At 72.5% G+C, this 26,271-nt stretch carries 29 protein-coding genes; 17 read left to right on the forward strand and 12 right to left on the reverse strand.

The annotated features are described in order from the left end of the window. Nucleotides 1–138: 138 nt before the first annotated feature. Both ABII15_RS01680 and ABII15_RS01685 read left to right on the forward strand, forming a co-directional pair. Nucleotides 139–792 (forward strand): TetR/AcrR family transcriptional regulator, encoded by a 654-nt coding sequence (locus ABII15_RS01680; RefSeq protein ID WP_353940428.1) that lies wholly within the window; start codon nucleotides 139–141, stop codon nucleotides 790–792. A gap of 146 nt (nucleotides 793–938) precedes the next feature. Next, complete coding sequence (locus ABII15_RS01685; RefSeq protein ID WP_353940429.1) at nucleotides 939–2,294, forward strand: MFS transporter; 1,356 nt, start codon at nucleotides 939–941, stop codon at nucleotides 2,292–2,294. Nucleotides 2,295–2,356: 62 nt separating this feature from the next. Here ABII15_RS01685 and ABII15_RS01690 read toward each other — a convergent pair whose 3' ends face one another. Further along, complete coding sequence (locus ABII15_RS01690) at nucleotides 2,357–2,692, reverse strand: YkvA family protein (RefSeq protein ID WP_353940430.1); 336 nt, start codon at nucleotides 2,690–2,692, stop codon at nucleotides 2,357–2,359. A gap of 98 nt (nucleotides 2,693–2,790) precedes the next feature. On the opposite strand from ABII15_RS01690, the gene ABII15_RS01695 reads away from it, so the two are divergent. Next, nucleotides 2,791–2,961, forward strand: a complete 171-nt coding sequence (locus ABII15_RS01695; protein WP_353940431.1) for a hypothetical protein — start codon at nucleotides 2,791–2,793, stop codon at nucleotides 2,959–2,961. Here the strand turns inward: ABII15_RS01695 and ABII15_RS01700 are convergent, their stop codons facing one another. Then, nucleotides 2,962–3,471: a DUF5709 domain-containing protein gene (locus ABII15_RS01700; RefSeq protein ID WP_353940432.1), complete on the reverse strand. Its 510-nt coding sequence runs from the start codon at nucleotides 3,469–3,471 to the stop codon at nucleotides 2,962–2,964. 324 nt (nucleotides 3,472–3,795) lie between these two features. Here ABII15_RS01700 and ABII15_RS01705 point away from each other — a divergent pair, with 324 nt between their 5' ends. After that, a complete protein-coding gene (locus ABII15_RS01705) occupies nucleotides 3,796–4,188 on the forward strand; it encodes a Ser-Thr-rich GPI-anchored membrane family protein (protein ID WP_353940433.1) in 393 nt (130 codons plus the stop codon). Nucleotides 4,189–4,232: 44 nt separating this feature from the next. Here the strand turns inward: ABII15_RS01705 and ABII15_RS01710 are convergent, their stop codons facing one another. Together ABII15_RS01710 and ABII15_RS01715 are read right to left on the reverse strand one after the other, a co-directional pair. Then, a complete protein-coding gene (locus tag ABII15_RS01710; RefSeq protein WP_353940434.1) occupies nucleotides 4,233–6,866 on the reverse strand; it encodes an FUSC family protein in 2,634 nt (877 codons plus the stop codon). After that, nucleotides 6,863–7,408 (reverse strand): MarR family winged helix-turn-helix transcriptional regulator, encoded by a 546-nt coding sequence (locus tag ABII15_RS01715; protein ID WP_353940435.1) that lies wholly within the window; start codon nucleotides 7,406–7,408, stop codon nucleotides 6,863–6,865. Before ABII15_RS01715 ends, ABII15_RS01710 begins: the two co-directional genes overlap by 4 nt. A gap of 91 nt (nucleotides 7,409–7,499) precedes the next feature. Between ABII15_RS01715 and ABII15_RS01720 the strand changes: the two genes are divergently transcribed. Then, complete coding sequence (locus ABII15_RS01720) at nucleotides 7,500–8,138, forward strand: DUF6629 family protein (RefSeq protein ID WP_353940436.1); 639 nt, start codon at nucleotides 7,500–7,502, stop codon at nucleotides 8,136–8,138. On the opposite strand, the gene ABII15_RS01725 is transcribed toward ABII15_RS01720, so the two are convergent. Continuing rightward, entirely contained in the window at nucleotides 8,131–9,069 is a 939-nt protein-coding gene (locus tag ABII15_RS01725) for a helix-turn-helix domain-containing protein (RefSeq protein WP_353940437.1), read from the reverse strand. The two genes, ABII15_RS01720 and ABII15_RS01725, sit on opposite strands and share 8 nt — an antisense overlap. A 197-nt stretch (nucleotides 9,070–9,266) precedes the next feature. Here ABII15_RS01725 and ABII15_RS01730 point away from each other — a divergent pair, with 197 nt between their 5' ends. The 5 genes from ABII15_RS01730 to ABII15_RS01750 all read left to right on the forward strand — a co-directional run bounded on the left by ABII15_RS01730 (nucleotide 9,267) and on the right by ABII15_RS01750 (nucleotide 13,351). Further along, complete coding sequence (locus ABII15_RS01730) at nucleotides 9,267–9,938, forward strand: DJ-1/PfpI family protein (protein WP_353940438.1); 672 nt, start codon at nucleotides 9,267–9,269, stop codon at nucleotides 9,936–9,938. Between the two features lie 53 nt (nucleotides 9,939–9,991). Beyond that, the gene (locus ABII15_RS01735; RefSeq protein ID WP_353940439.1) at nucleotides 9,992–10,321 is read left to right on the forward strand and encodes a hypothetical protein; all 330 of its coding nucleotides are present in this window, start codon (nucleotides 9,992–9,994) and stop codon (nucleotides 10,319–10,321) included. 2 nt (nucleotides 10,322–10,323) lie between these two features. Next, nucleotides 10,324–10,791, forward strand: coding sequence for a DUF2269 family protein (locus ABII15_RS01740; RefSeq protein ID WP_353940440.1), 468 nt, complete (start codon nucleotides 10,324–10,326; stop codon nucleotides 10,789–10,791). 104 nt (nucleotides 10,792–10,895) lie between these two features. Next, nucleotides 10,896–12,440 carry a substrate-binding domain-containing protein gene (locus tag ABII15_RS01745; protein ID WP_353940441.1) on the forward strand — a complete coding sequence of 515 codons (1,545 nt, stop codon included), beginning with the start codon at nucleotides 10,896–10,898 and terminating at the stop codon, nucleotides 12,438–12,440. Between the two features lie 128 nt (nucleotides 12,441–12,568). Then, complete coding sequence (locus tag ABII15_RS01750; protein WP_353940442.1) at nucleotides 12,569–13,351, forward strand: hypothetical protein; 783 nt, start codon at nucleotides 12,569–12,571, stop codon at nucleotides 13,349–13,351. Here the strand turns inward: ABII15_RS01750 and ABII15_RS01755 are convergent. Continuing rightward, nucleotides 13,311–13,895: a helix-turn-helix domain-containing protein gene (locus tag ABII15_RS01755; RefSeq protein WP_353940443.1), complete on the reverse strand. Its 585-nt coding sequence runs from the start codon at nucleotides 13,893–13,895 to the stop codon at nucleotides 13,311–13,313. The genes ABII15_RS01750 and ABII15_RS01755 overlap by 41 nt on opposite strands. A gap of 149 nt (nucleotides 13,896–14,044) precedes the next feature. Between ABII15_RS01755 and ABII15_RS01760 the strand changes: the two genes are divergently transcribed. Continuing rightward, complete coding sequence (locus ABII15_RS01760; RefSeq protein ID WP_353946935.1) at nucleotides 14,045–15,316, forward strand: benzoate/H(+) symporter BenE family transporter; 1,272 nt, start codon at nucleotides 14,045–14,047, stop codon at nucleotides 15,314–15,316. On the opposite strand, the gene ABII15_RS01765 is transcribed toward ABII15_RS01760, so the two are convergent. Then, nucleotides 15,282–15,995 (reverse strand): type 1 glutamine amidotransferase, encoded by a 714-nt coding sequence (locus tag ABII15_RS01765; protein WP_353940444.1) that lies wholly within the window; start codon nucleotides 15,993–15,995, stop codon nucleotides 15,282–15,284. The genes ABII15_RS01760 and ABII15_RS01765 overlap by 35 nt on opposite strands. A 108-nt stretch (nucleotides 15,996–16,103) precedes the next feature. Here ABII15_RS01765 and ABII15_RS01770 point away from each other — a divergent pair, with 108 nt between their 5' ends. From ABII15_RS01770 to ABII15_RS01780, 3 genes are read left to right on the forward strand one after another with little or no spacing between them, the layout of a single operon-like run. After that, on the forward strand, nucleotides 16,104–16,958 hold the full coding sequence (locus tag ABII15_RS01770) for a fructosamine kinase family protein (RefSeq protein ID WP_353940445.1): 855 nt from the start codon (nucleotides 16,104–16,106) through the stop codon (nucleotides 16,956–16,958). Nucleotides 16,959–17,000: 42 nt separating this feature from the next. Continuing rightward, nucleotides 17,001–18,086, forward strand: coding sequence for a dihydrodipicolinate reductase (locus ABII15_RS01775; RefSeq protein WP_353940446.1), 1,086 nt, complete (start codon nucleotides 17,001–17,003; stop codon nucleotides 18,084–18,086). After that, complete coding sequence (locus ABII15_RS01780; protein ID WP_353940447.1) at nucleotides 18,083–18,565, forward strand: carboxymuconolactone decarboxylase family protein; 483 nt, start codon at nucleotides 18,083–18,085, stop codon at nucleotides 18,563–18,565. The genes ABII15_RS01775 and ABII15_RS01780 overlap by 4 nt, the downstream gene beginning before the upstream one ends. A gap of 39 nt (nucleotides 18,566–18,604) precedes the next feature. Here the strand turns inward: ABII15_RS01780 and ABII15_RS01785 are convergent, their stop codons facing one another. From ABII15_RS01785 to ABII15_RS01795, 3 genes are all read right to left on the reverse strand, one after another. Then, nucleotides 18,605–20,239, reverse strand: a complete 1,635-nt coding sequence (locus ABII15_RS01785) for a GMC oxidoreductase (protein WP_353940448.1) — start codon at nucleotides 20,237–20,239, stop codon at nucleotides 18,605–18,607. Between the two features lie 101 nt (nucleotides 20,240–20,340). Further along, the gene (locus ABII15_RS01790) at nucleotides 20,341–21,120 is read right to left on the reverse strand and encodes an SAM-dependent methyltransferase (RefSeq protein ID WP_353940449.1); all 780 of its coding nucleotides are present in this window, start codon (nucleotides 21,118–21,120) and stop codon (nucleotides 20,341–20,343) included. A 109-nt stretch (nucleotides 21,121–21,229) separates the two neighbouring features. Further along, nucleotides 21,230–22,192 carry a D-2-hydroxyacid dehydrogenase family protein gene (locus ABII15_RS01795; protein ID WP_353940450.1) on the reverse strand — a complete coding sequence of 321 codons (963 nt, stop codon included), beginning with the start codon at nucleotides 22,190–22,192 and terminating at the stop codon, nucleotides 21,230–21,232. A 131-nt stretch (nucleotides 22,193–22,323) separates the two neighbouring features. Here ABII15_RS01795 and ABII15_RS01800 point away from each other — a divergent pair, with 131 nt between their 5' ends. Both ABII15_RS01800 and ABII15_RS01805 read left to right on the forward strand, forming a co-directional pair. Beyond that, complete coding sequence (locus tag ABII15_RS01800) at nucleotides 22,324–22,581, forward strand: Rho termination factor (protein ID WP_353940451.1); 258 nt, start codon at nucleotides 22,324–22,326, stop codon at nucleotides 22,579–22,581. Between the two features lie 237 nt (nucleotides 22,582–22,818). After that, nucleotides 22,819–23,685 (forward strand): glycoside hydrolase family 16 protein, encoded by an 867-nt coding sequence (locus ABII15_RS01805; RefSeq protein ID WP_353940452.1) that lies wholly within the window; start codon nucleotides 22,819–22,821, stop codon nucleotides 23,683–23,685. 43 nt (nucleotides 23,686–23,728) lie between these two features. Here the strand turns inward: ABII15_RS01805 and ABII15_RS01810 are convergent, their stop codons facing one another. Together ABII15_RS01810 and ABII15_RS01815 are read right to left on the reverse strand one after the other, a co-directional pair. Continuing rightward, entirely contained in the window at nucleotides 23,729–24,415 is a 687-nt protein-coding gene (locus ABII15_RS01810) for a ribonuclease H (RefSeq protein ID WP_353940453.1), read from the reverse strand. Between the two features lie 75 nt (nucleotides 24,416–24,490). Beyond that, complete coding sequence (locus ABII15_RS01815) at nucleotides 24,491–24,883, reverse strand: nitroreductase/quinone reductase family protein (RefSeq protein WP_353940454.1); 393 nt, start codon at nucleotides 24,881–24,883, stop codon at nucleotides 24,491–24,493. A gap of 355 nt (nucleotides 24,884–25,238) precedes the next feature. On the opposite strand from ABII15_RS01815, the gene ABII15_RS01820 reads away from it, so the two are divergent. Beyond that, nucleotides 25,239–26,087: an endo alpha-1,4 polygalactosaminidase gene (locus tag ABII15_RS01820; RefSeq protein WP_353940455.1), complete on the forward strand. Its 849-nt coding sequence runs from the start codon at nucleotides 25,239–25,241 to the stop codon at nucleotides 26,085–26,087. Nucleotides 26,088–26,271 lie beyond the last annotated feature (184 nt).

A 26,271-nucleotide genomic window follows, 5' to 3' on the forward strand; every position in this document is an offset into this window, starting at 1 on the left:
GAACTGGTTCGTTACTCATATCAAGCGAGGCGCTTCCTGGGAAGGGACGCGGCGCCGTCGCGCCGGAAACCCGGCTTCTACAATCACCACCAGTACAGGCCACCGCACGTCCGCCCGCCGCCCGAAGGATCGATCCTGATGACCACCACGGAAGAACCGGCGCGGCGCGAGGGCCGCATCCGCGACGCGGCCCGCACCAGGGCCGAGATCCTCGCGGTGGCCACCGAGGAGTTCGCCCGTGCCGGGTACACGGGCGCCCGGGTCGACGAGATCGCGGCCCGCACCCGCACGACGAAGCGGATGATCTACTACTACTTCGGCGGCAAGGAGCAGCTGTTCACCGCGGTCCTTGAGCGCAGCTACACGGTGATCCGCGAGGCCGAGCAGGACGTGGACGTCGAGCACCTCGACCCGGTCGCCGCGATCCGCCGGCTCGCCGAGCTGACCTTCGACCACCACGAGGCGCACCCGGACTTCATCCGGCTGGTGAGCATCGAGAACATCCACGACGCCGAGCACATCACCGCGTCACAGACGCTGAGTTCGCTCAACTCCCCCGCGATCGACGTGATCCGCCGGATCCTGGAGGCGGGCCGGGCCGAGGGCGTGTTCACGGCGGACGTGGACGCGGTCGATCTGCACGCGATGATCTCCTCGTTCTGCTTCTTCCGGGTCTCCAACCGGCATACGTTCGGCGCCCTGTTCGGCCGCGATCTGACCGCCGCCGACCGCCGCGAGCACTACCGGACCATGCTCGGCGACATGGTCATCGCCTACCTCACCGCGCGTTAGCCGCCCGGCCGACGACCGGCCACGGCACACCTCTTGACAGGCCGTTGACACCGGCGCAACATTCCTGGCCATCCACTACTAACTATCCAGTAGGTTAATTAATCGGATGCCGAGCCGAGTGCTTCCCGTCCCCCGAAGGAGCCCGTGTGTCCGTCCCCGCACCCCCTCCGCCGCAGGGCCAGCCGCGCAAGGCGGCTCTCGCCGCCTGGATCGGCAGCGCCCTGGAGTACTACGACTTCTTCATCTACGGCAGTGCCGCCGCGCTGGTCTTCCCGAAGGTCTTCTTCGACGAGTCCGACCCGGCGAACGCGGCGCTGCTCTCCCTCGCCACGTTCGGTGTCGCCTACGCGGCCCGCCCCGTCGGCGCGTTCTTCCTCGGGCACGTCGGCGACCGGCTGGGCCGCCGCACGATCATGGTGTTCACGCTGGTGCTGATGGGCCTGTCGACGTTCCTCATCGGCTGTCTGCCGACCCGCGACCAGGTCGGCGGGCTCGCCCCCGTGCTGCTGGTGCTGTGCCGGGTGCTCCAGGGCGTCTCCGCGGCCGGCGAGCAGGCCAGCGCCGGGTCGATGTCCCTGGAGCACGCGCCGGAGCACCGCCGCGCGTACTTCACGAGCTTCACGCTGAGCGGCACCCAGGCCGGACAGCTCCTGGCCACGCTGGTGTTCCTGCCGGTCGCGGCGCTCCCGGAGGACCAGCTCCTGTCATGGGGCTGGCGGGTCCCGTTCTGGCTGAGCCTGGTCGTCGCCGTCGTCGGCTACGTCATCCGGCGCACCCTGGAGGAACCGCCGGAGTTCGCCCGGCAGGCGGCCCGGAGCGGCGGGGCCGCGCCGCTACCGCTGGTCGTGCTCCTCACCGGGCACTGGGCGGAACTGCTGCGGGTCGTCGCGGGCGCGCTGGTCGCCTCGGTGAGCACGATCTTCACGGTGTGGGCCCTGTCGTACGCGACCGGTGACGCCGTCGGCATGGACCGTTCGGCGATGCTGTGGGTGGGCGCCCTGGCGAACGTGGTGGCGCTGGGCGCCATCCCGCTGTGGGCCCGGCTCGCCGACCGGATCGGGCGGCGCCCGGTGTACCTCGTGGGCGCCGCGGGCAGCGCACTGGCGATGTTCGGCTATCTGTGGGCGATCTCCACGGGCTCGTACGCCCTCACCTTCGTCCTCGGGATCCTCGCCTTCGGTGTCGTCTACAGCGCGGCCAACGCGGTGTGGCCGGCGTTCTACGGCGAGATGTTCCCGACCCGGGTCCGGCTCTCCGGTATGGCGATCGGCACGCAGATCGGCTTCGCGGTCGCCGGGTTCGCGGTGACGTTCGCGGCGCGGATCGCCGGACCGGACGGTGACGACTGGTTCGCGGTGGCGCTCTTCACGGCGGCGCTGTGCGTGCCGCCGGTGATCGCGGCGCTGACGGCACGCGAGACGTTCCGGGTGCCGACGCGGGAGCTGGGCGAGCGGCCCGCGGCCGCGGTGCCGGTGGAGGACGCCCGGGGCGCGACGATCTGACGACGTGCCGGGGGCGGCCGGGGACGAGATCCAGGTCTGTGTCCGCCCCCGGCCGGCCTCCTTCAGTCGCGGCCCACCCCTTCGCGGCCCAGGCCCTCGTGCTCCAGCTGCTCATGGCCCGTGCGCTCCAGGCCCGCGCGCCGCGCCGCGGAGTGGAGGACCTTGAGGGCGAACAGCAGGACGCCGATGTCGTCCAGGTAGATGGGGTCGGGCAGCAGGTCGACCGGCGAGATCGTGTAGACCACGGCGGTCCAGAACAGGGCCTTGTCGCGCAGCGGGATGCCCGCGTCGACGAGCAGCCGCCGGGCCTTGAACACCCGTACGAGGAGCACCGCCGCGGCGATCAGCATGGCCACGGCCGCGAGCGCCGCCAGTACGAGCCAGGTGTTTCCGTCCATAAGTCCCCTCCGTGCCCCCGCACCCGGCCCGGGTGCGCCGCGCCGCGCGTCACGCGATCATGGAGCCCGGATCCCGGCCCGCACAAGGAGGACGGTTCGTGCTCATCTATGTGGCGATGATCCTGGGGGCGGTCAGTGTGGTCTGTACAGGTCTCACCGCGCGCCAGATCGCGGCCGACCGCGTCGCGCTCACAGCGCCGGTGACCGCGCTGTGCACCGCTCTGCTGTCGGTGGCGCTGATGCTGGCGGCGGCCTACACCGGCCAGTGATCAGTAGGCCGTCCCCTCGTCCTCCTCCACCAGGTGCACGGCGGCCTCCTCGGCCGACGCGGCACCACCGCCGAAGCCCACGTCCGTGGCGACCATGTCCTTCTCGGCGTCCTCGTGGGCGCCCTCGTCGGGGGCGACGAGCCGTCCCGCGCGCAGGGTCCCCACCTCGCCGTCGACGGGCTCGCCGTCGCCGCCCGCCAGGTCACCGATGCCGTCGTCCGCTCCGTCGCCGGACTCCAGCGCCTCGTATTCCTCGACCACGGGGTCCGGGCGCTCCTCGGCCAGCCGCTCGTCGAGGCTCTCGCCGCGCAGCCGCTCGGCCGCCGTGATCCCGCTGTGCTCGACACCCAGGGGCCGCTCCGGCGGCGACCAGCCCTCGTCGTACGGGTCGACCCCGCGGTCGTAGAGGGTGTCCTCCACCTCCAGGATGCCCTCGTCCTCCCGGGCGTCGGGATCACCCGGCTGGTACACCTCGTCACCCATGGCCGTGACGTCGCTCGGCTCGGTCATCCGGTGTCTCCTCCTTCCGGGTCCCCGTTGCGTTCCGTCCCTGTCGCCTATCCAGTCTGCGCCCGATCACGCCCGTCGGCCGTGCGGGCGCGGCGGGCGTGACGCGGTTCGCACGGGCGCGCGGGCGCGAGGATGCCCCCGCGCGGCGGAGCTGTCCTGCCGAGCCCGCCGGTCCGGGGACAGGGAGGTACCCCATGGGGTGGGGCTGCCCCGCGACGCCTTACGTGATCTTGCCGGGGTGGAAACCTCGTCGTGTCCGCCTCCCGTGCCGCACGGCGCGGGAGATCCGTCCGTCAGCCGTCTCCCGCGGAACGAGGTCGTCGCATGCGCCGCACCGGATTCCTTTCCCTGTCCCTCTCCCTGGCCGCGCTCCCCGCACTGGTCGTCGCCCCCGCGGGCACGGCGGCCGGGGACGACGCGCTCACCGTCACCGCCCCGGCCACGGGCTCCGTGCACCGGGCGGGCGCCAGCGTCTTCGTGACCTGGCGCAACACCACCGGGCAGGAGCTGGACATGTGGCTCGTGCACGGCGGCGACGGCCGGGTGATACGGCTCGCCGCCAAGCTGAGCGGGGCGTCGGAGGGCGAGACCGCCACGGTGCTGCCGACCGTCGTGAACGGCGACGGCTACACGATCGAGCTGGCGGCCCGCGCGGGCGGCGCCCGCGGCTACAGCGGCTCCTTCGCCGTGGCCCCGCAGGTCCGCGCCGCACGCTGACGGCCTCCGCCCGCACCGGAAACACACCGGGGCGGGCGGCTCCCTCAGGGGGTCCGCGTGATGTCGTGCCGTACGGTCCCTGCGGCCGGGTCGACCGTGACCAGTTCGGCGCGGGGCGCGTGCCGCTCGCCGGAGACGACGAGCGTATGGGTGCCGGCCGGGACCGCCTCCACGGTGTAGCCGCCGTGGTGCACCTGCGCCTTGGCGAGACGCTTGCCGCGGGCGCTGATCACGGTGATCCAGGCGGGACAGCCGTCGGGATGGAGGTCGCAGCGCACGGTTCCCGTCAGCCGGGTGGTGCCGGTGGCGCGGGTGCGTGCCTGCGGTTCGCCCCAGGCCGCCATCAGCGCGCGGGTGGTGCGCTGCATCGGGGTGGTGGTGACGGGGGCCGTGCGCCCCGGCGCGGCCACCGGGAGACCGACCTGCTCGGCGTAGGCGGCGAGCGCCTCGTCCAGCGCGGCGATCGCCCGCAGTGCCGTGCGCAGCCGGTCGGCGCGCGGGCCCGGCGCGGCGGGGGCCAGTTCGGTCTCCAGTTCGCGGACCAGCGGGCCGACCCGTCGCCAGGCGCCTTCGGCCTCGCCGGTCGCGTAGAACCGGTCGAGTTCCTTCAGGGACGCGGTGAGGGTCTGGGTGACGAGGCGGGCGCGTTCGGCCAGGCGCGGGGGCAGGTCGACGTCGATGTCGGCGGCCGAGGCGAGGGTGCGGGCGTGTCCGGTCGCCGTGGCGAGCAGCGCCACCCGGTGGTCGGCGGACGGGCCGCGCACCCCGAGCGGCATCCGCACCAGGGGCCGGACGATGCCCTGCACCTGGAGCAGCGCGGCGTCCACGGTGCGGGCCGCGCCGCGCAGCCGTACCGGCGCCTCGGGGCCGTCCCAGCGCCGCTCGACCTGCTGGATCACCTGGGCGAGCGCGTCGACCCAGCCGCGTTCGGCCTCCTTGACGACGGTGCGGCGCGAGAGCGGGAAGATCAGCGCGGCGCAGGCGGTGGCGACGAGGATGCCGATGCCGTTGTCCAGGATCCGCTCCCCCAGCAGGTGCTCCATGCCGCTGTCGGGGGTGGTCATGCCGTAGAGCTGGGTGAGGGCGACGACGAGGCCGACGACCCAGCAGGCGTACGCGCGCTGGATGCCCCAGGCGCCGAAGGAGAGTCCGGCGACGATGACGGCGAGTGTGGCGTAGACGTGGCCGCGGCCGATGAGGTGGAGCAGGACGATGCCGAGGACGGCGCCGACGGCGGTGCCGATCATGCGGTGGGCGAACTTGCGCAGCCGTTCGTGGGTGGTGTTGGTGCCGAACAGCGTGATCATCACGCCGACCAGGCCCCAGTAGAAGCGGCGCGGATCGATGGCGTCGGCGATGGGGCAGACGATGGCGGCGGCGATCGCGGCGTGCACGGGGACGCGGATGTACGGCACGACGCGCCGCCAGCCGGTCTCGGTGCCCGCGGCGAGGACCCGGCGGGCGGGTCCCGCGGAGCCGGGGAGGCGGTTGTTCTCCAGGGCGACGGTCGGCTGGAACGGGATGTCGGCCGGGTTCGCGCAGGTGCGCTGCCCGAGGGCGAGCCAGGCGCCGAGGGCGTCCGCGAGGGTGTTCAGGAGGTCGCCGGTGCGCCGGGCGAGGACGGCGGCCTCGACGTCGTCGGGGGACGCCGTGGCGTCGCGCAGGATGGCCTCGGCCCGCTCCTGGATGTGGGCGGCGGCCGGGCGCAGTCCCTCGGCGCGGCCGAGCGGGGTGTCGCGGGCCAGCACGAGGCCGACGGCGAGGGCCTCGCGCAGCGGTCCGGGCACGGGCAGGCGGGTCAGGTCGGCGGCGGCCTGGCCGATGCCGCGCAGGGCGAGCTCGGCGTCGAAGAGGTGACGGTGCAGGAGTTCGGCGGCGGCCGGGTCGGCGGCGACCTCGGGCTGGGCGAGCCGGCCGTCGATGGTGACGGTGGTGACGTTGAGGCGGCGCAGGGCGCGGGTCATCCGGCGTACGGCGCGCTGCTGGTCGGCGTCGGGGTCCAGAGCGTCGACGGCCGCGTCGGCGACCCGGCGGGCCTCGACGACGAAGGCGCGCTGGGTGCGCAGCAGGTCCTCGCGGGGCATCGGGAAGCAGAGCAGCAGCCGGGTCGCGAGCACGGCGGCCGCGCCCACGAGAGCGACGGCGAAGGCCTTGCCGACGAGGTCGGCGGGGATCCCGGCGAGCATGCCGACCATCAGGCCGTTGAACAGCATCATGCCGGTGATCAGGGCGAACGGCCCGAACCTGGCGAGAAGGAAGGTGAGGGCGAGCGCGGCGACCATGAGGGTCATCTGTGCCAGGCGCCGCCCGTCCAGGCTCGCGCACACCCAGAGCACCGCGCTGTACGGGAACGGCATCCACAGGATGGCGCGGGCCAGCCGGTCCCAGGTGTTCTCGGCGACCGCGAAGGCGCTCATCAGGCCCATCATCCCGGCGACCATCATGCCGATCATGGCGGGGATGTTCAGCGCCTCGGCCATCCAGTAGCCGACGGCGAGCGAGGTGACCATGGCGACCAACGACCGCCATCCGGACTGCAGTTGGCCGAGTCCTGGGTCGGCGGCGAGCACCCAGTCCCACCATCTGCGGGGTCCGGCGACCCGGTGCGGGGCGAGGCCCGCCGCGGCGGTGCTCTCGGTGGTGGCGGACAGGTCAGGCAGGGTGCCCGGGGTGGTCAACTGGCCTCCGATTCAACGGTCTTCGCGGGTGTGTTCTGGGCGATCAGGGCATCCACCAGAGGAGTGATCGCGGTCCGTGCGGCGGCGACCGCGCGCTCGGACCGCTCGACGTTCTCGGCGCCGCCGTCGAGGGCGGTGAGCAGGGCGGCGGCCATCCGCTGCCGGCCCCGCTCCAGCAGGCCGCGCCCGGCGGGGCTGAGCGAGGTCTCCACGGCTCGCCGGTCGTCCTCGCAGCGGCGCCGCTCGACGAGGCCGGCTTCCTGGAGCTGCTGAAGGATGACGGTGACCCGGGGCTGCGCCATGCCGGTGCGCGCGGCGAGCGCGGTCACCCGGCTCGGCCCCTGCTCCAGCGCGTCGAGCACCGCGACCTGGCTGCGGGTGAGTCCGAACTCACCGGCCTTGAAGAGGATCTGGGACAGCTGCGCGATCCCGCGCAGGAGCCCTCGCGCGGCGCCTTCGATGCGCCGCGCCCCGACGACGTCGGCCGCGCCGCCGGCCGGACCCTCGTCCGGGCCCTCGACCGGCCCTCCAGATAGATGCATATAGAAAGAATATACATGTCCACTACACCCACTAACGCCCGGGGTGCTGTCCCGATGTCGCGCCGGGCGGGGCCGACGTAGCGTGACGGGCATGTGCTGGAGTGCGACGGCGGATCTGGTGGCGGGCAGTGCGATCACCGCGGTGGGGGTCGCCTGCGTGGCCCGCGCCGCCCGCACCCGGCCCCGCGCCCTGCCGCTGGCGGCCCTCCCGCTGCTGCTCGGGGCGCACCAGATCATCGAGGCGCTGATCTGGAACGACGGCGGCGGCAGTGGACCCGCCACCGTGGCGTGGGCGGTGATCGCGTTGCCGCTGCTCCCGCTGTGGGTGCCGGTGGGCGTGACGTGCGCCGCCCCGCGCCGTGCGCGCCGCCGGCTGGCGCTGCCGCTCGCGTCCGGCGTCGTCACCTCGGCGGCGCTCGCCCACACTCTGGCGACGAGCACGGTCACGGCCGAGGTGCGCGGGCACACGATGGGCTACGCGATCGGGCTGCCGCACGCCCCGTGGCTGCTCGCCGGGTATCTGCTCGCGACGATCGGCTCGCTGCTGCTGTCCGGCGACGCCGGACTCGTCCTGCTCGGCGTACTGGCGGGGGTCGGCGCCGCCGTGTGCGCGGCGCTGTGGCGCTGGGAGTTCATCTCGACGTGGTGCGCCTGCGCCGCCGTCTGCTCGGTGGTTCTGTACGGGTGGCTGCGCGGCGCCGACCGGGCACGGCGGCCCGCGCTCAGCTGAAGCTGCGCCGGTACGCCTGCGGGCTGACGCCGGTGGTGCGCTTGAAGCGGTCGCGGAAGGCCGTCGGCGAGCCGAATCCGACCTGTGCGGCGATCCGCTCCACGGGGTGTCCGGTGGTCTCCAGGAGATGCTGGGCGCGGCGGACGCGCGCGCGATGCAGCCACTGGAGCGGTGTGGTGCCGGTCTGTTCGCGGAACCGGCGCATCAGGGTGCGGGTGCTGACCCCGGCGTGGTCGGCGATGTCGGCCAGGGCGAGATCGCGGCTGAGGTTGTCCTGGAGCCAGGCGAGCAGTGGCTCGAACGAGGAGCCCTGCGGGGCGGGCGGCCGGGCGTGGACGATGAACTGGGCCTGTCCGCCCTCGCGCTCCAGCGGCATGACGGACAGCCGGGCGGCGTCGGCCGCGACCGCCGAGCCGTAGTCGCGCCGGATCATGTGCAGACACAGGTCGAGTCCGGCGGCGGCGCCCGCGGAGGTGAGGAGCTGCCCGTTGTCGACGTAGAGCACGTCCGGGTCGACGTCGATCAGCGGGTACGCGGCGGCGAGCGCGTCGGCGGCGATCCAGTGGGTGGTGGCACGCAGCCCGTCGAGCAGTCCGGTCGCCGCGAGCGGGAACGTGCCGGCGCAGATCGAGGCGATCCGGGTGCCGTCCGCCGCGGCCGCGCGCAGCGCGTCGCGGACGGCGGGCGCGAGCGGTGCCAGGGGCGCGGCCGTCCCGGGCACGATGACGGTGTCCGCTCCGCGCAGCCCGTCGAGCCCCCACGGCGCCCGGATCCGGAAGGCACCGGCGTCGACCTCGGGCGTCTCGGCGCAGACCCGCACCTGGTAGCCGGGGCGCCCGTCGGGCAGCCGGGTCCGCGCGAACACCTCGATGGGCGTGGACAGGTCGAAGGGGATCACCTGGTCCAGGGCGAGCAGCGCGACGGTGTGCATGGCGTGAATGTACCTCGACGACGGAAAGACGCCAGCGGCATCCACCTGGCTCGATCCGCATACATCCTCCCGAATCTGCTGTCGCTATCCCGTTGAAAGGTGTCAAAAATGCCACTGGGACGGAGATCATCCGGTGTCTAGCGTCGAAGCCGTCCCCGGAAGAGGGGGCCCCGAGGGATCACGAAGGACTCGCCCCCATGCACGTACAGATCGTCCTGTTCGACGGCTTCGACCCGCTCGACGTCATCGGCCCCTATGAGGTGCTGCACGCCGGAGGTGCCGCCTCGGGCGGCGCTGTGAGCGTCGAGCTCGTCTCGGCCGAGGGCCCCCGGGAGGTGGTCGGCGGCACCGGCGAGCTCGCGCTGCGGGCCACCGCCGCCCTCGATCCCGCGCGCCCCGGGGTCGTCCTGGTGCCCGGCGCCGCGGGCCGGGTCGGCGCCCCGGACGAGGAACCGGACCCGGACGCGGCCGAGCCGTCGATCCCGGTGCTGCTTGGCCGCACGCTCACCACTGGGCTGCCCGCACTGCTGAAGGCCGCCCTGGACCATCCCGCCGTGACGCTGGCGACGGTGTGCGGCGGCGCGCTCGTCCCGGCCATGGCGGGGCTGCTCGAAGGACGCCACGTCACCACCCATCACCTGGGTCTCGACCTGCTGGACGCCACCGGGGCGCACGCGGTGCGGGCCCGGGTCGTCGACGACGGGGACCTCATCTCCGGCGCCGCCGTCACCTCGGGGCTCGACCTCGGCCTCTACCTGCTGGAGCGCGAGGTGGGCCCGCGGATCGCCCACGCGGTCGAGGAGCTGTTCGCGTACGAGCGGCGCGGCACGGTGTGGCACCCGCGCGGCCCGCTCCCCGCCGCCTTCTGAGAACCCCGGCCCCTCCCCCGTAACGCAAGGACCATCACGTGAGGAACCACCCCATGCACCGTACGACCGTCGCAGGCACCTGGGACCTGGCCGTCTCCACCCCGATCGGCACTCTTCAGGCCGTCGTCGAACTCCACGACACCGCGGGCGAGTTGACAGGTACGGCCCGCGGGGCGGGTGAGGAGGTGCCGCTCACGGACGTCGTGCTCGACGGCGACCGGCTCACCTGGCGGCAGGCGGTCAACAGGCCGCTGCGGCTGAACCTCGCGTTCGCCGTGACCGTCGACGGCGACACCCTCGCCGGGACGTCCAAGGCCGGGCGGCTGCCCGCGTCGAAGGTCACCGGCACTCGTCGGCCTGCCACCGCGGCGGACGGCTCCTGACCATGACGAAACTACTGCTCATCCTGCATGTACTGGCCGCCGTCCTGGCCGTCGGACCGGTCGCCGTATCCGCCAGCATGTTCCCCGCGTCGCTGCGGGCCGCCCCCGGTTCGCCGGGCGCCGCCGATTCCGCCGCGACCCTGCGCGTCCTGCACCGCATCTGCCGGGTGTACGCGGGTGTCGGACTCGCGGTGCCGCTGTTCGGGTTCGCCACGGCGAGCAGTCTCGGCGTTCTCGGCAGCGCGTGGCTGATCGTCTCGATCGCGCTGACGGCCGCGGCCGCCGTGGTGCTCATCGTCGGGATCCTGCCCGGCCAGGAGGCGGCCCTCGCCGCCGTCGAGGAGCCGGGCGACGGGCCGCAACAACTGCCCGCTGGACGGCTCGCCATGCTCACCGGAGTCTTCAACCTGCTGTGGGCCACGGTCACGGTCCTGATGATCGTCCGCCCCGGCTCCACCACCGGAGGTTGACTCAACCCGCCTGCCCGGCAGCGTAGTTGAACGTCCGCCGAACACTGGGCGAAGGGCGGCGCCGGACCCTCCTGGGCCGCCGGGAGAGTCCGTACCGTCATCGCATGGGACGGCTCGACATCATCTTCACGGTCGCGGGGCTGGTGCTCGGCGTCTTCTCCATGGCGATCCCGTTCATCGCGGATCTGCGCGCGCGGCGCAGCAGGCGCATCGGCTTCCGCAAGCAGATGGACATCGCCATAGGGCACAACGGCCCGCCGCACGCGTCGGATCCGCGGCTCGGACTCTTCAACGACCTGCCCGCGATGCGCGACGCGACGCTCGTGCTGCTGCGCATCGAGAACGACGGCACGCGGCACATCGAGGAGTCCGACTACGTCCACTCGCCGCGGGAGTACGGGCTGACCGCCGAGTTCACCGGGCGGCGCATCGAGGCGCAGGACGTCACGCTGCCGCCGGAACACACCAATCTGATGGGCTACTTCGAGGACGAGCCGGGCCTGCGCGTGGTCGGGTCCAGCACCCTGCTGATCCCTCGGGTGCCGCTGCGGCCCGGCGCGTTCTACAAGATCCTCGTGCTGCTCACGGGTGGCGAGGAGGGCGGCCGGGTCACGGTCACCGGTGATGTGCGCGACGGCAGCCTGCACGAGAACCACAGCCTCACGCCGGACGAGAAGCCACCGGTGTTCAGCAAGCGGGCACGCTGGACCACCGTCGTGCTCGGCCTCTGCCTGATCGCCGCGGTCACCCTCCCGCTGCTGCTTCCTCCGGCACTGCCGGGCGACTGCGAGACCGGCACCCTCCGGCTCACCGGTTCCACCGCGTTCGAGCCGGTCCTGAACGAACTCGCGCAGAAATACCGGGACCACTGCCAGGACAGGCCGACCATCACGGTCGCCGCCTACGGCAGCCGCACCGGGGTGCGCGAACTCGCCCTGTCCGGCGGCAAGCCGCAGCAGGGAGCCGGTGTCGTGGCGTTCTCGGACGGGCCGCGCCCCGCGAGCTACACCGGACTCAGCGAGAGCCGCATCGCGGTCTCGCTGTTCACCCTCGTCGTGCACGACGACGTCCGCCTGAAGAATCTGTCCGTCGCGGACGTCCGCCGCCTGTACCGCGGCGAGATCCGCGACTGGTCGCAGCTCGGCGGCCCCCGTCTCCCGGTCGTCCTCGTCAGCCGCAGCTCCGGATCGGGCACCCGCTCCGCGCTGACCAGCCGGGTCCTCGGCGGCGCGGACGAGCCGCCGGCCACGTCGGACGACTGCGTCAACCGCAAGGTGCGCTCCCCGTCGTCGGTCCTGCGCTGCGAACTCGACTCCACCGAGCAGGTCCTCCAGGCCGTCGCGCGGACCCCGGGCGCCCTCGGCTACAGCGAGCTGCGCGCCGCGTCGCCGCCGGACGCGCCGCACGGACTGCACACGGTGACGCTGGACGGCCGGGCGCCCGACCCGGACCGGCTCGACAAGGGCGGCTACCCGTACCGCGAGATCGAGTACGCCTACACGTACGGCCGCCCGCCCGCCGACTCGCTGGCCTCCAGCTTCCTGTCGTACGCGGTCGACAACGGCACCGGCAAGGGCGTGGTCGCCGCCCACGGCCATCTGCCGTGCGGCACTCCGGTGGGGCTGCGGGTGTGCGGCAAGGGCGACTGACCGCCCCCGGCCCGGACACGCCCTCCCACCAGGACATCCCGTAGGGAACGAACGTACAATTTACGGGTATTTCGGGCGCCCGGAAGTGCCTGTCCCGAGGCGGGCGTCCTGGACGGCGAGGTGACGTCATGACCCGAACGACACTGGTGGCCGTGTGCGTGTGCGCGAGCGTGATCACCGCGGCTCCGGCGCTCGCCGTCGAGGGCCGAGCATCGGATCCCTCCGCGCGGCAGCTGGCCGACGACGCGAAGAAGGAACTCCTGGACGCCACGTCCCTGCACATCACGGTGGCGAACCGGTCGGACACCGGACGGGACGTGCGCACCCCGGCGAGGTTCGATCTGCGGCTCGACGAGGACGGCAACTGCGCCGGTTCGCTGCGGATGGGCGTCGGTGGCGCGAACGGCGGCACGGTCGATCTCGTCAAGCGCGGCGACGAGGTCTGGATGAAGCCGGACAGCACCTTCTGGAAGACGCAGGTCGGCGGCGGTGCCGGCGATCTGGCGGCGCAGCTGTTCGACGGCAAGTACGTGCACGGCACCACCGACGACGAGATGCTCAAGAGTTTCGCCGACACCTGCGATCTCGACGCGTTCCGCGCGCAGCTGGACGACGGCTCGGCCCACGCCGCCCAGCAGAAACTGTCCAAGGGCGCCGAGACCGAGGTCGACGGCGTCGGTGTCGTCCCGCTGACCGGCAGCGACAAGGGCAGCACGATCACGATGTACATCACCACGGACGCGCCGCACCGGTTGGTGAAGGCGACGGAGAAGGGCTCCACCGAGAACCTGACGATGACGCTGACCGACTACGACAAGCCGGTCCCGTCGGCGACACCGCCCGCGAGCGAGTCCGTCGACATCTCCAAGCTCAACGACGTGAACCGGAACGAGACGCCGCCGCAGGCCTAGGGCCCGGTGGGTCCTTCGGATACCGGACGAACAGGATGCCGTGCACCTCTCCTTGAGGGGCGCTGTAGAGGTGGGGCACGTCGGCGGGCCACTGGGCGTGACCGCCAGGGCCCGCCGTCTGCGTGGCCCCCCGCAGACCGACGACCGCCGTGCCGGAGAGCACCATCAGGCTCTCGGTGGTGTGCGGGGCGTGCGCGGCCGACTCCTGGGTGGCGCCGCCGGCGATGGTCACGCGGAAGACGTCGGTGGCGGCCCGCTCGTCCTCGTACCGCTCGACGAGGACCGCGGTGACGGCGCTGCCGGAGACACCGGCGACGCCCTCGCGCACACCGGCCGGCGGATCGTCCAGGACCGCGCTGAGGGGGCGGTCGAGCACGGTGGTCAGCGCGTAGAGGGTCTCCAGGGTGGGGTTGCGGCGGCCGCTCTCCAGTTCCGAGAGGGTGCCCTTGCCGACGCCCGAGCGCCGGGCGAGTTCGGACAGGGACAGGCCGGCGTCCTGGCGCAACCCCTTCAGCCTGCGCCCCACTTCGTCGTTCAGACCCAACGCCCCGGCTCCCGTCCGTAGCTGATCCCGCGATCGATCCGTTCCTGGTTGACGGGCGGTCGCCCGCTTCCCTAGTGTTCCACAAACAGAACGTTCCATTTATGGAACGCCTGCTCGTCGTACTCGTACGCACCGGAAGTGATGCCCACATGGCCGCGCCACCGTCGCCCTCCCCCTCTCCGCTCGCCCGCATACGCGCGGCCGCTCCGCCCTCGGCCGTGGCGGCGGGCCTCATCGCCGTCCTGGTCGGCGTGACGAGTTCGGCCGCCCTCGTGTTCACCGCCGCGCGGGCCGCCGGGGCGGACGCGCGGGAGACGTCGTCGTGGATGCTGGCGATCGGTGTCGGCGTGGCCGTGTCGTCCATCGGGCTGTCGCTGCGGTTCCGGGCGCCGGTGGTCACCGCCTGGTCGACGCCGGGCGCGGCGCTCCTCGCGACCGGCCTGGCGGGGGTGTCCATGGCGCAGGCCGTGGGGGCGTTCGTCTTCAGCGCGGTCCTGATGATCGTGAGCGGGGTGACGGGGTGGTTCGCCAAGGCCATGGACCGCATTCCGGTGCCGTTGGCGTCTGCGCTGCTCGCCGGGGTGCTGCTGCACTTCGGCACCGGGCTCTTCGCCTCGATGGACGGCAGCTTCGCGATCGCGTTCCCCGTGTTCGTGCTGTACCTGCTGGCGCGTCGACTGCTGCCCCGGTACGCGGTGCTCGTCGCGCTCGGCGGCGGTGTCGTGGCATCGGTCCTGGCGGGCGGCTGGCACCTGGAGCGGATCCGGCTGTCGCTGGCCGAGCCGGTGTTCACGGCGCCGTCCTTCGACTGGAAGGTGCTGATCAGCGTCGGCGTACCGCTGTTCGTCGTGACGATGGCCTCGCAGAACCTGCCCGGTGTCGCGGTGCTGCGCGGCTCCGGGTACCAGGTGCCGGTGTCGCCGATGATGACGTGGATCGGCGCCGTCACCGCGGTGCTCGCGCCGTTCGGCGCGTTCGGGCTGAACCTGGCGGCCATCACCGCCGCGATCTGCACCGGCGAGGAGGCCCACCCGGACCGGGCGCGGCGCTATCTGGCGGCCGTGTGGTCGGGTGTCTTCTACCTCTGCGTCGGGCTGCTCGGGGCGACCGTGGTCTCCCTGCTGGCGGCGATGCCGCACGCGCTCGTCATGGCGGTCGCGGGAGTCGGCCTGCTGGCCACGATCGAGGCGTCCTTGGCCGCGGCGCTCGCCGATCCCCCGGCGCGCGAGGCGGCCGCGGTGACGTTCCTCGCCACGGCGTCCGGCGTGACGCTCCTGGGGATCGGCTCGACGTTCTGGGGCCTGCTCGCCGGAGTCCTGACCAGCCTGATCACCTCGCACCGGCGCGGCCGGACGGCGTCCTCGCCGGTGCCCGCCCAGCCGGCCGTCAGCTCCGGCACACCGCAGCGAACCGCGCCGTGAACTCCGACCACGCCGCGACCGCCGCACCCTCGTCGGCCACCGCACGGGCGTGCAGGCGGTCCCGGTCGACGCCCCGCGCCGCGAGCTGATCACGGTCCCACGCGGCGATCCGCGCGGCGTCGACCTCGGGATGGAACTGCACGCCCCACGCCCGCTCCCCCACCCGGAACGCCTGGTACGGACACGTCTCGCTGGACGCCAACCAGGTCGCGCCAGGCGGCAGTTCGGTGATCGCGTCGACGTGCCGCTCGATCGCGGGCACCATCGGGCCGAGCCCGTGCAGCAGCGGGTCGGCGGCCGCTTCCGGGCGCAGCCGCACCGGCGTGCTGCCGTACTCGGGCGTGCCGTGCTCGGCCTCGACCGCGCCGCCCGCCACCTGGGCGAGCAACTGCCCACCGAGGCAGATCCCGAGCACCGGGCTGCCGTCGTCGAGCGCCTGGGCGACCAGGCGCCGGGTGGCCGGGAGCCAGGGGGCGCGTGCGTCGTCGTCGGGGAGGTAGCCGCCGCCGAGCACCAGCAGCGGGCGCCCGCCGAGCGTCGCGGGCAGCGCCTCACCCGCGTACGCCCGCACGACCCGGACAGCGAGTCCGGCCTCGCTCAGCCAGGTGCCGACCCGTCGCGGGCCGCCGCTCGGGGTGTGCTGCACCACGAGGACGGCACCGCTTTCACCCATCACCATGTCACTCCCCCTGTTCCGTCGCCCTCGGTATCCGCATCGGCCAGGAGGCAGCAGATCAAGGCGTGGCGACGCACGTCAACGGCGCGGGCTCCGCTCTACGCTGCCCCCATGCCCGCCACGCCCTCCGCCGTCGCAGCACGCTTCACCGGTTCGCCCGCCGCAGGTGAGCGCCGTCTCTCCCGCAGTCTCACGGAGGTCACGCTCGCCGACGGGCGGGTGGTCATGGTCAAGTACGCGGATGATCCGGGGGCCGCGCGGGCGGAGGCGGCGGGGCTGCGCTGGCTGGCCGCCGCCGACGCGGTGCGGGTGCCCACCGTGCACGGCGCCGACGACAACTGGCTGGTCACCGGCCGGGTGGCCGACGGACGGGCGACCGCCGAGGGCGCCGAGCGATTCGGCCGTGAGCTGGCCGCCCTGCACGCCGCGGGCGCGCCCGCTTTCGGCGCCCCGCCGCCGGACGGGCCGACGGAGGCGTACATCGGGCTCGCGCCGATGCGCAATGTGCCCGGCGAGAACTGGCCGGACTGGTTCGCCGAGCAGCGGGTGCTCCCCTATGTGCGCCGGGCCGTGGACGCCGGAACGCTGCGCGCGGACGAGGCGGCGACGATCGAGCGGGTCTGCGCGCTGCTGCCCGGCCTCGCGGGCCCCGCCGAGCCGCCCGCCCGGCTGCACGGCGACCTGTGGAACGGCAACGTGCTGTGGGACGGCGACGGCACCGCCTGGCTGATCGACCCGGCGGCGCACGGCGGGCACCGCGAGAGCGACCTGGCGATGCTGGACCTGTTCGGCGCGCCGCACCTCGACCGGATCCTGGCCGGCTACCAGCGGGCGGCGCCGCTCGCGGACGGCTGGCGCGAGCGCGTCCCGCTGCATCAGCTCTTCCCCCTCCTGGTGCACACGGTCCTCTTCGGCCGCGGCTACGCCGAGCAGACCCTGGCCGCCGCCCGCAGCCAACTCACGTAGCGAGTCTATGAACTGACACTCCATCAGGTTACGCTCCGGCGCATGACATCCACGGTGGTCTGGGGCACCGGCAACGTGGGCCGCGCGGCGATCAGGGCCGTCTCCGCTCACCCCGCGCTCGCCCTGTCAGGTGTACTCGTGCACGATCCCGCGAAGGCCGGCCGCGACGCGGGCGACCTCGCCGGACTCGACCGCGCCCTCGGGGTGGCGGCCACGACCGACGTCGAGGCGGTGCTCGCGGCCCGTCCCGGCGCCGTCGTGTACGCGGCCTCCGGCGATCTGCGTCCCGACGAGGCGCTGGACGACATCTGCCGGGCGATCCGCGCCGGTGCCGTCGTCGTCACGCCCGCCCTCTACCCGCTCTACGACCCGGCGAGCGCGCCGCCCGACTTCACCGATCCGGTGCGCGCGGCGATCGCCGAGGGCGGCGGCTCCCTGTTCGTGTCGGGCGTCGACCCGGGCTGGGCCAACGACGTGCTGCCGCTCCTGGTCAGCGGCCTCGGCACACACATCGACACCGTCCGCTGCCAGGAGATCTTCGACTACTCGACGTACGACCAGCCGGACGCGGTCCGCGACCTGATCGGCATGGGGCACCCCATGGACTACGAGCCGCTGATGCTCGCCGAGTCCATTCCGACGATGGTGTGGGGCGGCCAGATACGGCTGCTCGCCCGCGCGCTCGGGGTCCGGCTCGACGAGATCCGCGAGACGTTGGAGCGCCGTGCGCTGGAGAGCGACGTGACGACGCAGATCATGGGCGACTTCGCGGCGGGCACCCAGGGCGCGGTCCGCTTCGAGGTGCAGGGGGTCGTCGACGGCGAGGTACGGCTGATCGTCGAGCACGTCACCCGGATCCACCCGTCCTGCGCGCCCGACTGGCCCTCGCCGCCCGGCGGCGGGGCCGGCGCGCACCGGGTCGTCATCGAGGGCCGCCCGCGCATCGAGGTCACCGTGCAGGCGACCGACGAGGGCGGCAACCACTCCGCCGGTGGCAACGCGACCGCCGTCGGCCGGCTCGTCGGCGCCGTCGAGTGGCTGGTGGCGGCGGAGCCCGGCCTGTACGACGCGCTCGACGTCCCCCTGCTCCCCGCCACCGGCCGCCTGGGAAGGAAACAGCAGTCATGATGATCGACGTGCCCGACGACAAGGACCCGATCGCGTACGTGTGGGGCGAGATGGTGCCCGGCATCGGTGTCGCGGCGGCGCAGTTCTCGATGTCCGTCTACGACCATTCGACGCTGGGGCTGCGCGAGTTCGAGGCGGCGCGGCTGCGGATCGCGCAGATCAACGGCTGTCTGTTCTGCCTGGACTGGCGCACCGAGCGTGACGGCGAGGAGAAGGTCGAGGAGTCCTTCATCGACGCGGTCGCCGAGTGGCGCACCACGGACGCCTTCGACGAGCGGACCCGGCTCGCCGCCGAGTACGCGGAGCGGTACGCGCTCGACCACCACGGTCTGGACGAGGAGTTCTGGCAGCGGATGACCGCGCACTACAGCCAGACCGAGATCGTGGAGCTGAGCATGGGCATCGGCTCCTGGCTGGCGTTCGGCCGCCTCAACCACGTGCTCGGCCTCGACGCGGTGTGCGTCCTGCCCAAGCCCTGAACCACCGCACGGCTCGGGGCCGGGACAGGACGCGTCCGGTCACAGATCAGTGGCGACGATCTGCGCGATGTTGCGCTCGGCCAGAGCCGTGATGGTGACGAACGGGTTCACGCTGGTGTTGCCCGGGATCAGCGCGCCGTCCATCACGTACAGGCCCGAATAGCCGCGCAGGCGGCCGTAGTTGTCGGTCGCCTTGTTGAGCACGGCGCCGCCCAGCGGGTGGTACGTCAGGTGGTCGCCCCAGATCTTGTACGTACCGAAGAGATCGGTGCGGTAGATCGTGCCCTCCTTGGCGTTGATCTTGTCGAAGATGGTCTTCGCCGCGTCGATCGACGTCTGCTTCCACGCCTTCTGCCAGCTCAGGTCGACCCCGCCGGTCGTCGGGTTGTACGTGAACTGGGCGCGCTGCGGGGTCTTGGTGATGGACAGGTAGAACGAGGCGAACGTCTCGATGCCGGTGGGCAGCGGGGCGACCTCGGCGAAGGCGCCGCCCGCCGCCCAGTTGTCGATGCCGCCCGTCGGGATCGACGCCTGGAGCGAACCGGTGGGGTCCCACAGGTGGTTCGCCCGGCCGCACATGACGTTGCCGTTGTCGCCCCAGCCCTTGCCGATCTCGTCGTTGAGCGCGGGCAGCGCTCCGGTGGCCCTGAGACGGGTGAGGAGCTTGCTGGTGCCGACGCTTCCGGCTGCGAAGAAGACGCGGTCCGCGGTGATCTCCTTGGTGGCGGTGGTGGCGCCGCCGGTGTCGAGCTGGTCGATGCGGACCGTGTAGCCGCCACCGGCGGCCGGGACCACCGATGTCACCTTGTGCAGTGGCGAGATGGCGACCCGTCCGGTCGCCTTCGCACGGGCGAGGTAGGTCTTCTGCAGGGACTTCTTGCCGTAGTTGTTGCCGTACAGGATCTCGCCCGCGAGCGCCGACCTGGGGGCGGTGCCGGCCTGCTCCTGCTTCATGTAGTCCCAGTCGTACACGTCGGGCACGAAGACGAACGGGAACCCGGAGCGCTGGGCGTGCTTGCGGCCGACGCGCGCGTACTGGTAGCACTCGGCGGTCTCGAACCAGTTCGGGTCGATGGTGGCGACGCCGAGGCCCGCGTTGGCGCGCGGGTAGTAGGTGCCGTACATCTCGCCCGGGTCGACGGACGGCAGGATCGCGGCGAAGTTCTCCCGCTTCGGGGTGACGGCCATGCCGCCGTTGACCAGCGAGCCGCCGCCGACGCCGCGGCCCTGGTAGACGGTGATCCCGGCGAACTCCTCGGCGTCGAGGATGCCGGTGTAGCGCGGGATGTCCTTGTCGATCGGGAAGCCGAGGAAGTTGCTCAGGGGCTGCTTCGTTCTGGTTCTGAGCCAGAACGATCTGTTGTCGGGACTGGTGGTGTTGGCGAAGATCTTGCCGTCGGAGCCGGGGGTGTCCCAGGCCATGCCCATCTCGACCATCTGCACGTCGACGCCGGCCTCGGCGAGCCGCAGCGCGGTCACCGATCCGCCGTAGCCGCTGCCGATGACGAGTGCCGGGATGTGCGCGCCGTCGGACACGGCGGCGGTGGCGCGGGGCTGAGCCGCGGCGGCGTGACCGGTCAGGGTCACGGCGCCAATAAGAGAACCTGTTCCTGCGAGGAAGCCACGGCGGCTCAGTCCGTTCCGTACGACTTCAGGGCGGGTTGCTTCGGTCACGTCCGTTCCTCACTCTCGATGGAATAGGAACGAGTTCTACTGCTGATCGCGTAACAAGTGAATGCAAACCACCCGGTAATCCACGACAGCGGACGACACGATCACGGAATCCGCGCCACCGCTCCGTAGATCCCGCACTCCTCGGGCGCGGGCGCCTTGTCGTCGCGGTACCACTCGGTGACCGCGACCAGGCCCGGTTCGAGGAGGTCGAGGCCGTCGAAGAAGCGGGCGACCTCGGCCCGGGTGCGGAAGGCGAGCCGGATGCCCGCCCGCTCGTACTCGTCGACGACCTGCGCGGCCAGATCGGGCCGCCAGTCCGGGGAGGCGTTGGTGAGAACGAGATGGCTGCCCGGCGGGAGCGCGGAGACGAGCCGGGCGACGACGCCGTACGGGTCCTGGTCCTCGGTGATGAAGTGGAGCAGCGCGATCAGTGACAGCGCGACGGGCCGCTCGAAGTCGAGCACCGTGCGGGCGTGGTCGATGATGGCGTCCGGCTCGCGCACGTCGCCCATGATGTAGTCGGTCGCGCCCTCGGGGCTGCCCGCGAGGAGGGCCTGGGCGTGCCGCAGCACGAGGGGGTCGTTGTCGGCGTAGACGACCCGCGCGGACGGCAGGGCGCGCTGGGCTATCTGGTGCAGGTTCGGCGCGGTGGGGATGCCGGAGCCGATGTCGAGGAACTGGTCGACGCCCTGTCCGGCGAGGTGGGACACCGCCCGGTGCATGAACTCCCGGTTCTGCCGGGCCGCGTCGCGGGCCTGCGCGGGGAGCTTGCTGCCGACCGCCGCGTCGACGGGGTGGTTGTCCTTGCCGCCGAGCAGCCAGTCGTAGACCCGGGCGGGGTGCGCCCAGGTGGTGTCGATCGGGGGTACCGGTGGCGTCATGGCGGGCTCCATCGTCGCGGGAGGTGGTCCTGTCGGGCTGATCAGCCCGCAGTGTGCCACGCCAACTTCCCGCTCTGACCGGCTCGTTGAGGACGCGAGGCCGGACGGCTCAGCCCAGCGTGCGGACCGGGGCGCCGGACAGATACGCCTCGATGTCCTCGACGGCGCCCCGGAAGTAGCCCTCGTAGTTGCGCCGGGTGACGTACCCGAGGTGCGGCAGGCCGAGGAAGTTCGGGGCGGTGCGCAGCGGGTGGTCGAGCGGGAGGGGTTCGGTCTCGAAGACGTCGCTGCCCGCGCCGGCGATCCAGCCCTCGCGCAGCGCCCGGACGAGGGCGTCCTGGTCGACGATCGCGGCCCGTGAGGTGTTGACGAGATAGGCGGTGCGGCGCATCCGGCGCAGTTCGCCGGCGCCGATCAGGCCACGGGTGCGGTCGCCGAGGACGAGATGGACGGAGACGAAGTCGCTGGTCTCCAGGAGCTCTTCCTTGGACGCGGCGAGGGTGACGCCCGCCGCGGCGGCACGCTCCTCGGTCAGGTTCTGGCTCCACGCGGCGACGTCCATGCCGAAGGCGGCGCCGACCCGGGCCACGCGCGTGCCGATCTTGCCCAGGCCGAGCAGCCCGAGGCGGCTGCCGTGCAGGTCGGCACCGAGCGTGGACTGCCAGGGGCCGCCCTCGCGCAGGCTGTCGTTCTCCGTGACGACACCGCGGGCGAGGCCGAGCAGCAGCGCCCAGGTCAGCTCGGCCGGCGGCTCGGAGCTGCTGGGGGTGCCGCAGACGGTGACGCCGTGCGCGGCGGCCGCGGCGAGGTCGATGGAGGCGTTGCGCAGACCCGAGGTGATCAGCAGCCGCAGCCGGGGCAGCCGGTCGAGGAGCGCGGCCGGGAAGGGGGTGCGTTCGCGCATCACGACGACGATCTCGCAGTCGGCGAGTTCGGCGGCGAGCGCGTCGTGGTCGGTGAGGTGCCGGTCCAGGAAGCGCACGTCGACCCGGCCCGAGAGTCGGCCCCAGTCGGCCAGTTCGCGGGCGACGCCCTGATAGTCGTCGAGTACGGCACAACGCAGCGTGGTCACCCGGGCTCCCCTGCTCGATCGGCTGACGTGATCATGGAGCACCCTAGTACGGGCCTCGCGTGGCGGTCGCGGCGCACCGGGGGTAGGCAGGAGGGGTCGGCCCCGTACCCGATCCCCTGGAGGTGAGCACTGTGCCCCGAGCACAGATCAAGGACGAGAAGACGTACCAGGCACTGCGCCGGGAGGGCGCGAGCAAGGAGAAGGCGGCCCGGATCGCGAACGACGCGGCCCGCTCGTCACGCTCCGCGACCGGCCGCAAGGGCGGGAAGGCGGGCGCCTACGAGGACCGGACGAAGGACGATCTCTACCGCGAGGCGCAGAAGATCGGCATCGACGGGCGCTCGAAGATGACCAAGGACGAACTCATCGCGGCCCTGCGCGACCACTAGATTCGCCCGACCAATCCCCCACGAGGCCCCGGACGTCACGGATGTCCGGGGCCTCGCGCTGTCCTCAACCGATCTCCACGGAGCGGAAGTTGGTACGGACGAATCCCTTGACGCGCCTTCCGGGCACCCCTTAAATCAACCCTTGAACTCATCGCACCACGCGCAACTCCCTTGTCTTCACTTTCTGGCGTGTCCGAGACAGACACGATCCCCCTACCCGAAGTGACGTGATGCTCCATGCGCAGTTCACACCGCTCCCGCACGTTCCTGCGGCGCCGGCTCCCCCTCGGCGCGGCCGCGCTCCTGTGCCTCGGCGCGGGACTCGTGCCCGTCGCCAACGCCGCGGGCGCCGACGACGCACGGGCCGCCGCGGTCACCTTCTCCGACGATTTCGACGGGCCCGCGGGCTCGGCGGTCGACGGCTCGAAGTGGCAGACCGAGACGGGCGACAACGTCAACAACCACGAACGGCAGTACTACACGGCGGGCAACAGCAACGCCGCGCTCGACGGCCAGGGCCATCTGGTCATCACGGCCCGCAAGGAGAACCCGTCCAACTACCAGTGCTGGTACGGCACGTGCGAGTACACCTCGGCGCGGCTGAACACGTCGGGCAAGTTCTCGACGACGCACGGGCACGTGGAGGCGCGGATGAAGATACCGCGCGGTCAGGGCATCTGGCCCGCGTTCTGGATGCTCGGCGACGACATCGGTTCGGTCGGCTGGCCGAACTCCGGCGAGATCGACATCATGGAGAACGTCGGCTTCGAGCCGTCCACCGTGCACGGCACGATCCACGGTCCCGGCTATTCGGGATCGGGCGGGATCGGCGCGGCGTACTCGCTGCCGAACGGTCAGGCGTTCGCGGACGACTTCCACACCTTCGCGGTGGACTGGTCGCCGAACGAGATCAAGTGGTCGGTGGACGGCACCGTGTACCAGACCCGGACACCCGCCGACGTGGGCGGCAACCAGTGGGTCTTCGAGAAGCCGTTCTTCGTGATCCTGAATCTGGCGGTGGGCGGCTACTGGCCGGGCGACCCGGACGGCAGCACCCAGTTCCCGCAGCAGCTCGTCGTCGACTACGTCCGCGTGTCGAACTGAAGCCGCGGTACGGGCGAGGGGCCGGCGCCCCTCGCCCGTGCCGTCATGCCGACTCGCGGCACTCCGGGTGGCCCCAGCCGTCGGGGTTCTTGGCGATCTCCTCGCCGGCGGCGTACGAGCGGCCGCAGCGGCAGCGCCCGGGGAACTTGGCCTTGAGGGTGCGCGAGGAGGAACCGCTCCCGCCGCCGCTCGCGCGCCGCGGCGCCTTCTTGGCGCGGGCCGGGGCGGCCGACGACGGCGACGAGGGCGGCGGCTCCGGGGACCCGACCGCGCTGCCCGCGTCCTGCTGCGCGACGGCGGCCTGGCTGGCGGCGCGGTCCGCGAAGTCGTTCAGCGGGTCGCCGTCGACCTGGTGCGCGGGGACATACTTGAACTCGACGGAGCGGCCCTCCAGCAGGGCGTCGATGCGGGCGACCAGCTCCTGGTTGGCGACCGGCTTGCCGGACGCGGTCTTCCAGCCCTTGCGCTTCCAGCCGGGCAGCCAGGTCGTGACGGCCTTCATCGCGTACTGGGAGTCCATCCGGACCTCCAGCGCGACATCGGCCGGGACCGTGCTCAGCAGCCGCTCCAGGGCCGTGAGTTCCGCGACGTTGTTCGTCGCGGTGCCCAGCGCGCCGGCCTCCCACTGCACGACCTTTTCCTCGCCATCGGCGACGACCCAGGCCCAGGCGGCCGGTCCGGGGTTTCCTTTGGAGGCGCCGTCACACGCGGCGATCACACGTTCTGCCATGCCCCGATCATGCCAGGGCCGGGCCCCGTCCGAAGAACGCTGACGTGTCCACGCCGGGCCCGGGCCGCCCCGCCGTCAGGCCAAGTCGACGCGGATCGTGAGGAGTTCGTCGCCCAGCGCGCGGACCGCGGCGCTGTTGAAGAACGGCAGTTCCCTCAGCCGGGCCCGGGCGTCGTCCTGCGGCACGAGGTGGGCCACCCCGTGGTACCAGCGGCCGCGGATCCTGACCCGGACGTCGGGACTGGCCCGGATGTTCCGCACGTACTGGGATTTCAGCCCGAACTCCGAGACGAGCCAGAAGGTGTCGCCGATCCGCCGTCCGCCGACGGGGGTGCGGCGCGGCTGCCCCGAGACCCGGCCGGTCGTCTCGATGAGCATCTGTCCCGGCAGCCGTCTGGTCAGCGGGTTGGCGATCCTGCGCTGGAACGTGGTGACGAGCCGGTGCCGAGTGTCCTGATCACGCGCCATGCCCCCGAACTGTAGTCGCAGACGCCCGGTTGGGACATGGATCGATCAAGAACGGACCGCTCCGCGACGCTCCTCCCCGGACCGGCGGGACCCCGGACAGCGGGAAGCCCCGACCGTGACGGGGGATCACGGCCGGGGCGGTACCGGGTGGGCACGGATGGCGGTCGCCTCTCGGCGGGGGGCTCCGCAGGGCTTCAGCCGAACGATCTTCCCTGCGGGCTGTGGGTAGGGCCCGGGGACACTGTTCCATCCGTGTCCACGGTGGGTTCAACGGGCGGGGTGTCCTTGTTGTTCCCGGCCGCTCCCGAGGCAGGCGTGAGGTGAGTCACGGCGCCGCGGCCCGTAAGGTTCTGTGGTGATCTTCGTCCCGGCCTCGCGTCGTTCCGCCCGCCCGTCGGCCGTCGGGCTCGCCCTCGCCGCCGTCCTGCTGCTGACCGCCTGCTCGTCGACGTCCTCGCCGTCCGGTTCCGGCGGGCACACCCCGGAGGTGGTCCGGCCGACGCCGAACGTCGGCTTCGACTACCAGATCGGCGGGCCGTACACGCCGCCGTCCGGGGTGCGGGCCGTCTCCCGCGACCGGAGCGCCGAGCCCGCGAAGGGGCTGTACAACGTCTGCTACGTCAACGCGTTCCAGGCGCAGCCGGACGCGCTGCGCGGGTGGGAGCGCGACGATCCCGATCTGCTGCTGCGGGACGACGAGGGCGACGTGGTCATCGACGAGGACTGGGACGAGGCCCTGTTCGACATCTCGACGGCCGCCAAGCGGACGCGCCTGGCGAAGATCGTCGGACGCTGGGTCGAGGGCTGCGGCGACGACGGCTTCCAGGCCGTCGAGCTGGACAACCTGGACTCCTACTCGCGCTCGGACGGCCTGCTCGACGCCTCGGACGCGGTCGCCTTCGCACGGCTGCTGGCGGACCGGGGGCACGCGGCCGGGCTGGCGGTCGGCCAGAAGAACACCGCCGAACTCCTCCCGAAGCGGTCCGCCGTCGGCTTCGACTTCGCCGTCGCCGAGGAGTGCGGGAGCTACGACGAGTGCGGGGCGTACGCGAAGGCGTACGACGACCGGGTCTTCGCCGTCGAGTACCGCGCGGCCGACTTCGCCCGGGCCTGCCGCGCCTACGGCAAGCGGCTGTCGCTCGTACTGCGGGACGTCGACGTGCGGCCCGCCGGGACGAAGGGGTACGCGCGGCGCGCGTGCTGAGGGGATCCGGGGCGTGTGGCGAGAGTCCTAGGGCGTGTGGCGAAAGTCCCGTCTGCCTCGCGGGGTCTGGCACGCACGCTCGCGGCGTTGCCCAAACGCCCTCATAGCTCCGCTATGAGGACGCCCCGGCGCCTTGCGATCGCACGCACCAGACCCCGCGAGGCCCGCCCTTCGGGCGAACGAC

The organism is Streptomyces sp. HUAS MG91 (genome assembly GCF_040529335.1).
In the GTDB taxonomy this organism is placed as follows: domain Bacteria; phylum Actinomycetota; class Actinomycetes; order Streptomycetales; family Streptomycetaceae; genus Streptomyces; species Streptomyces tabacisoli.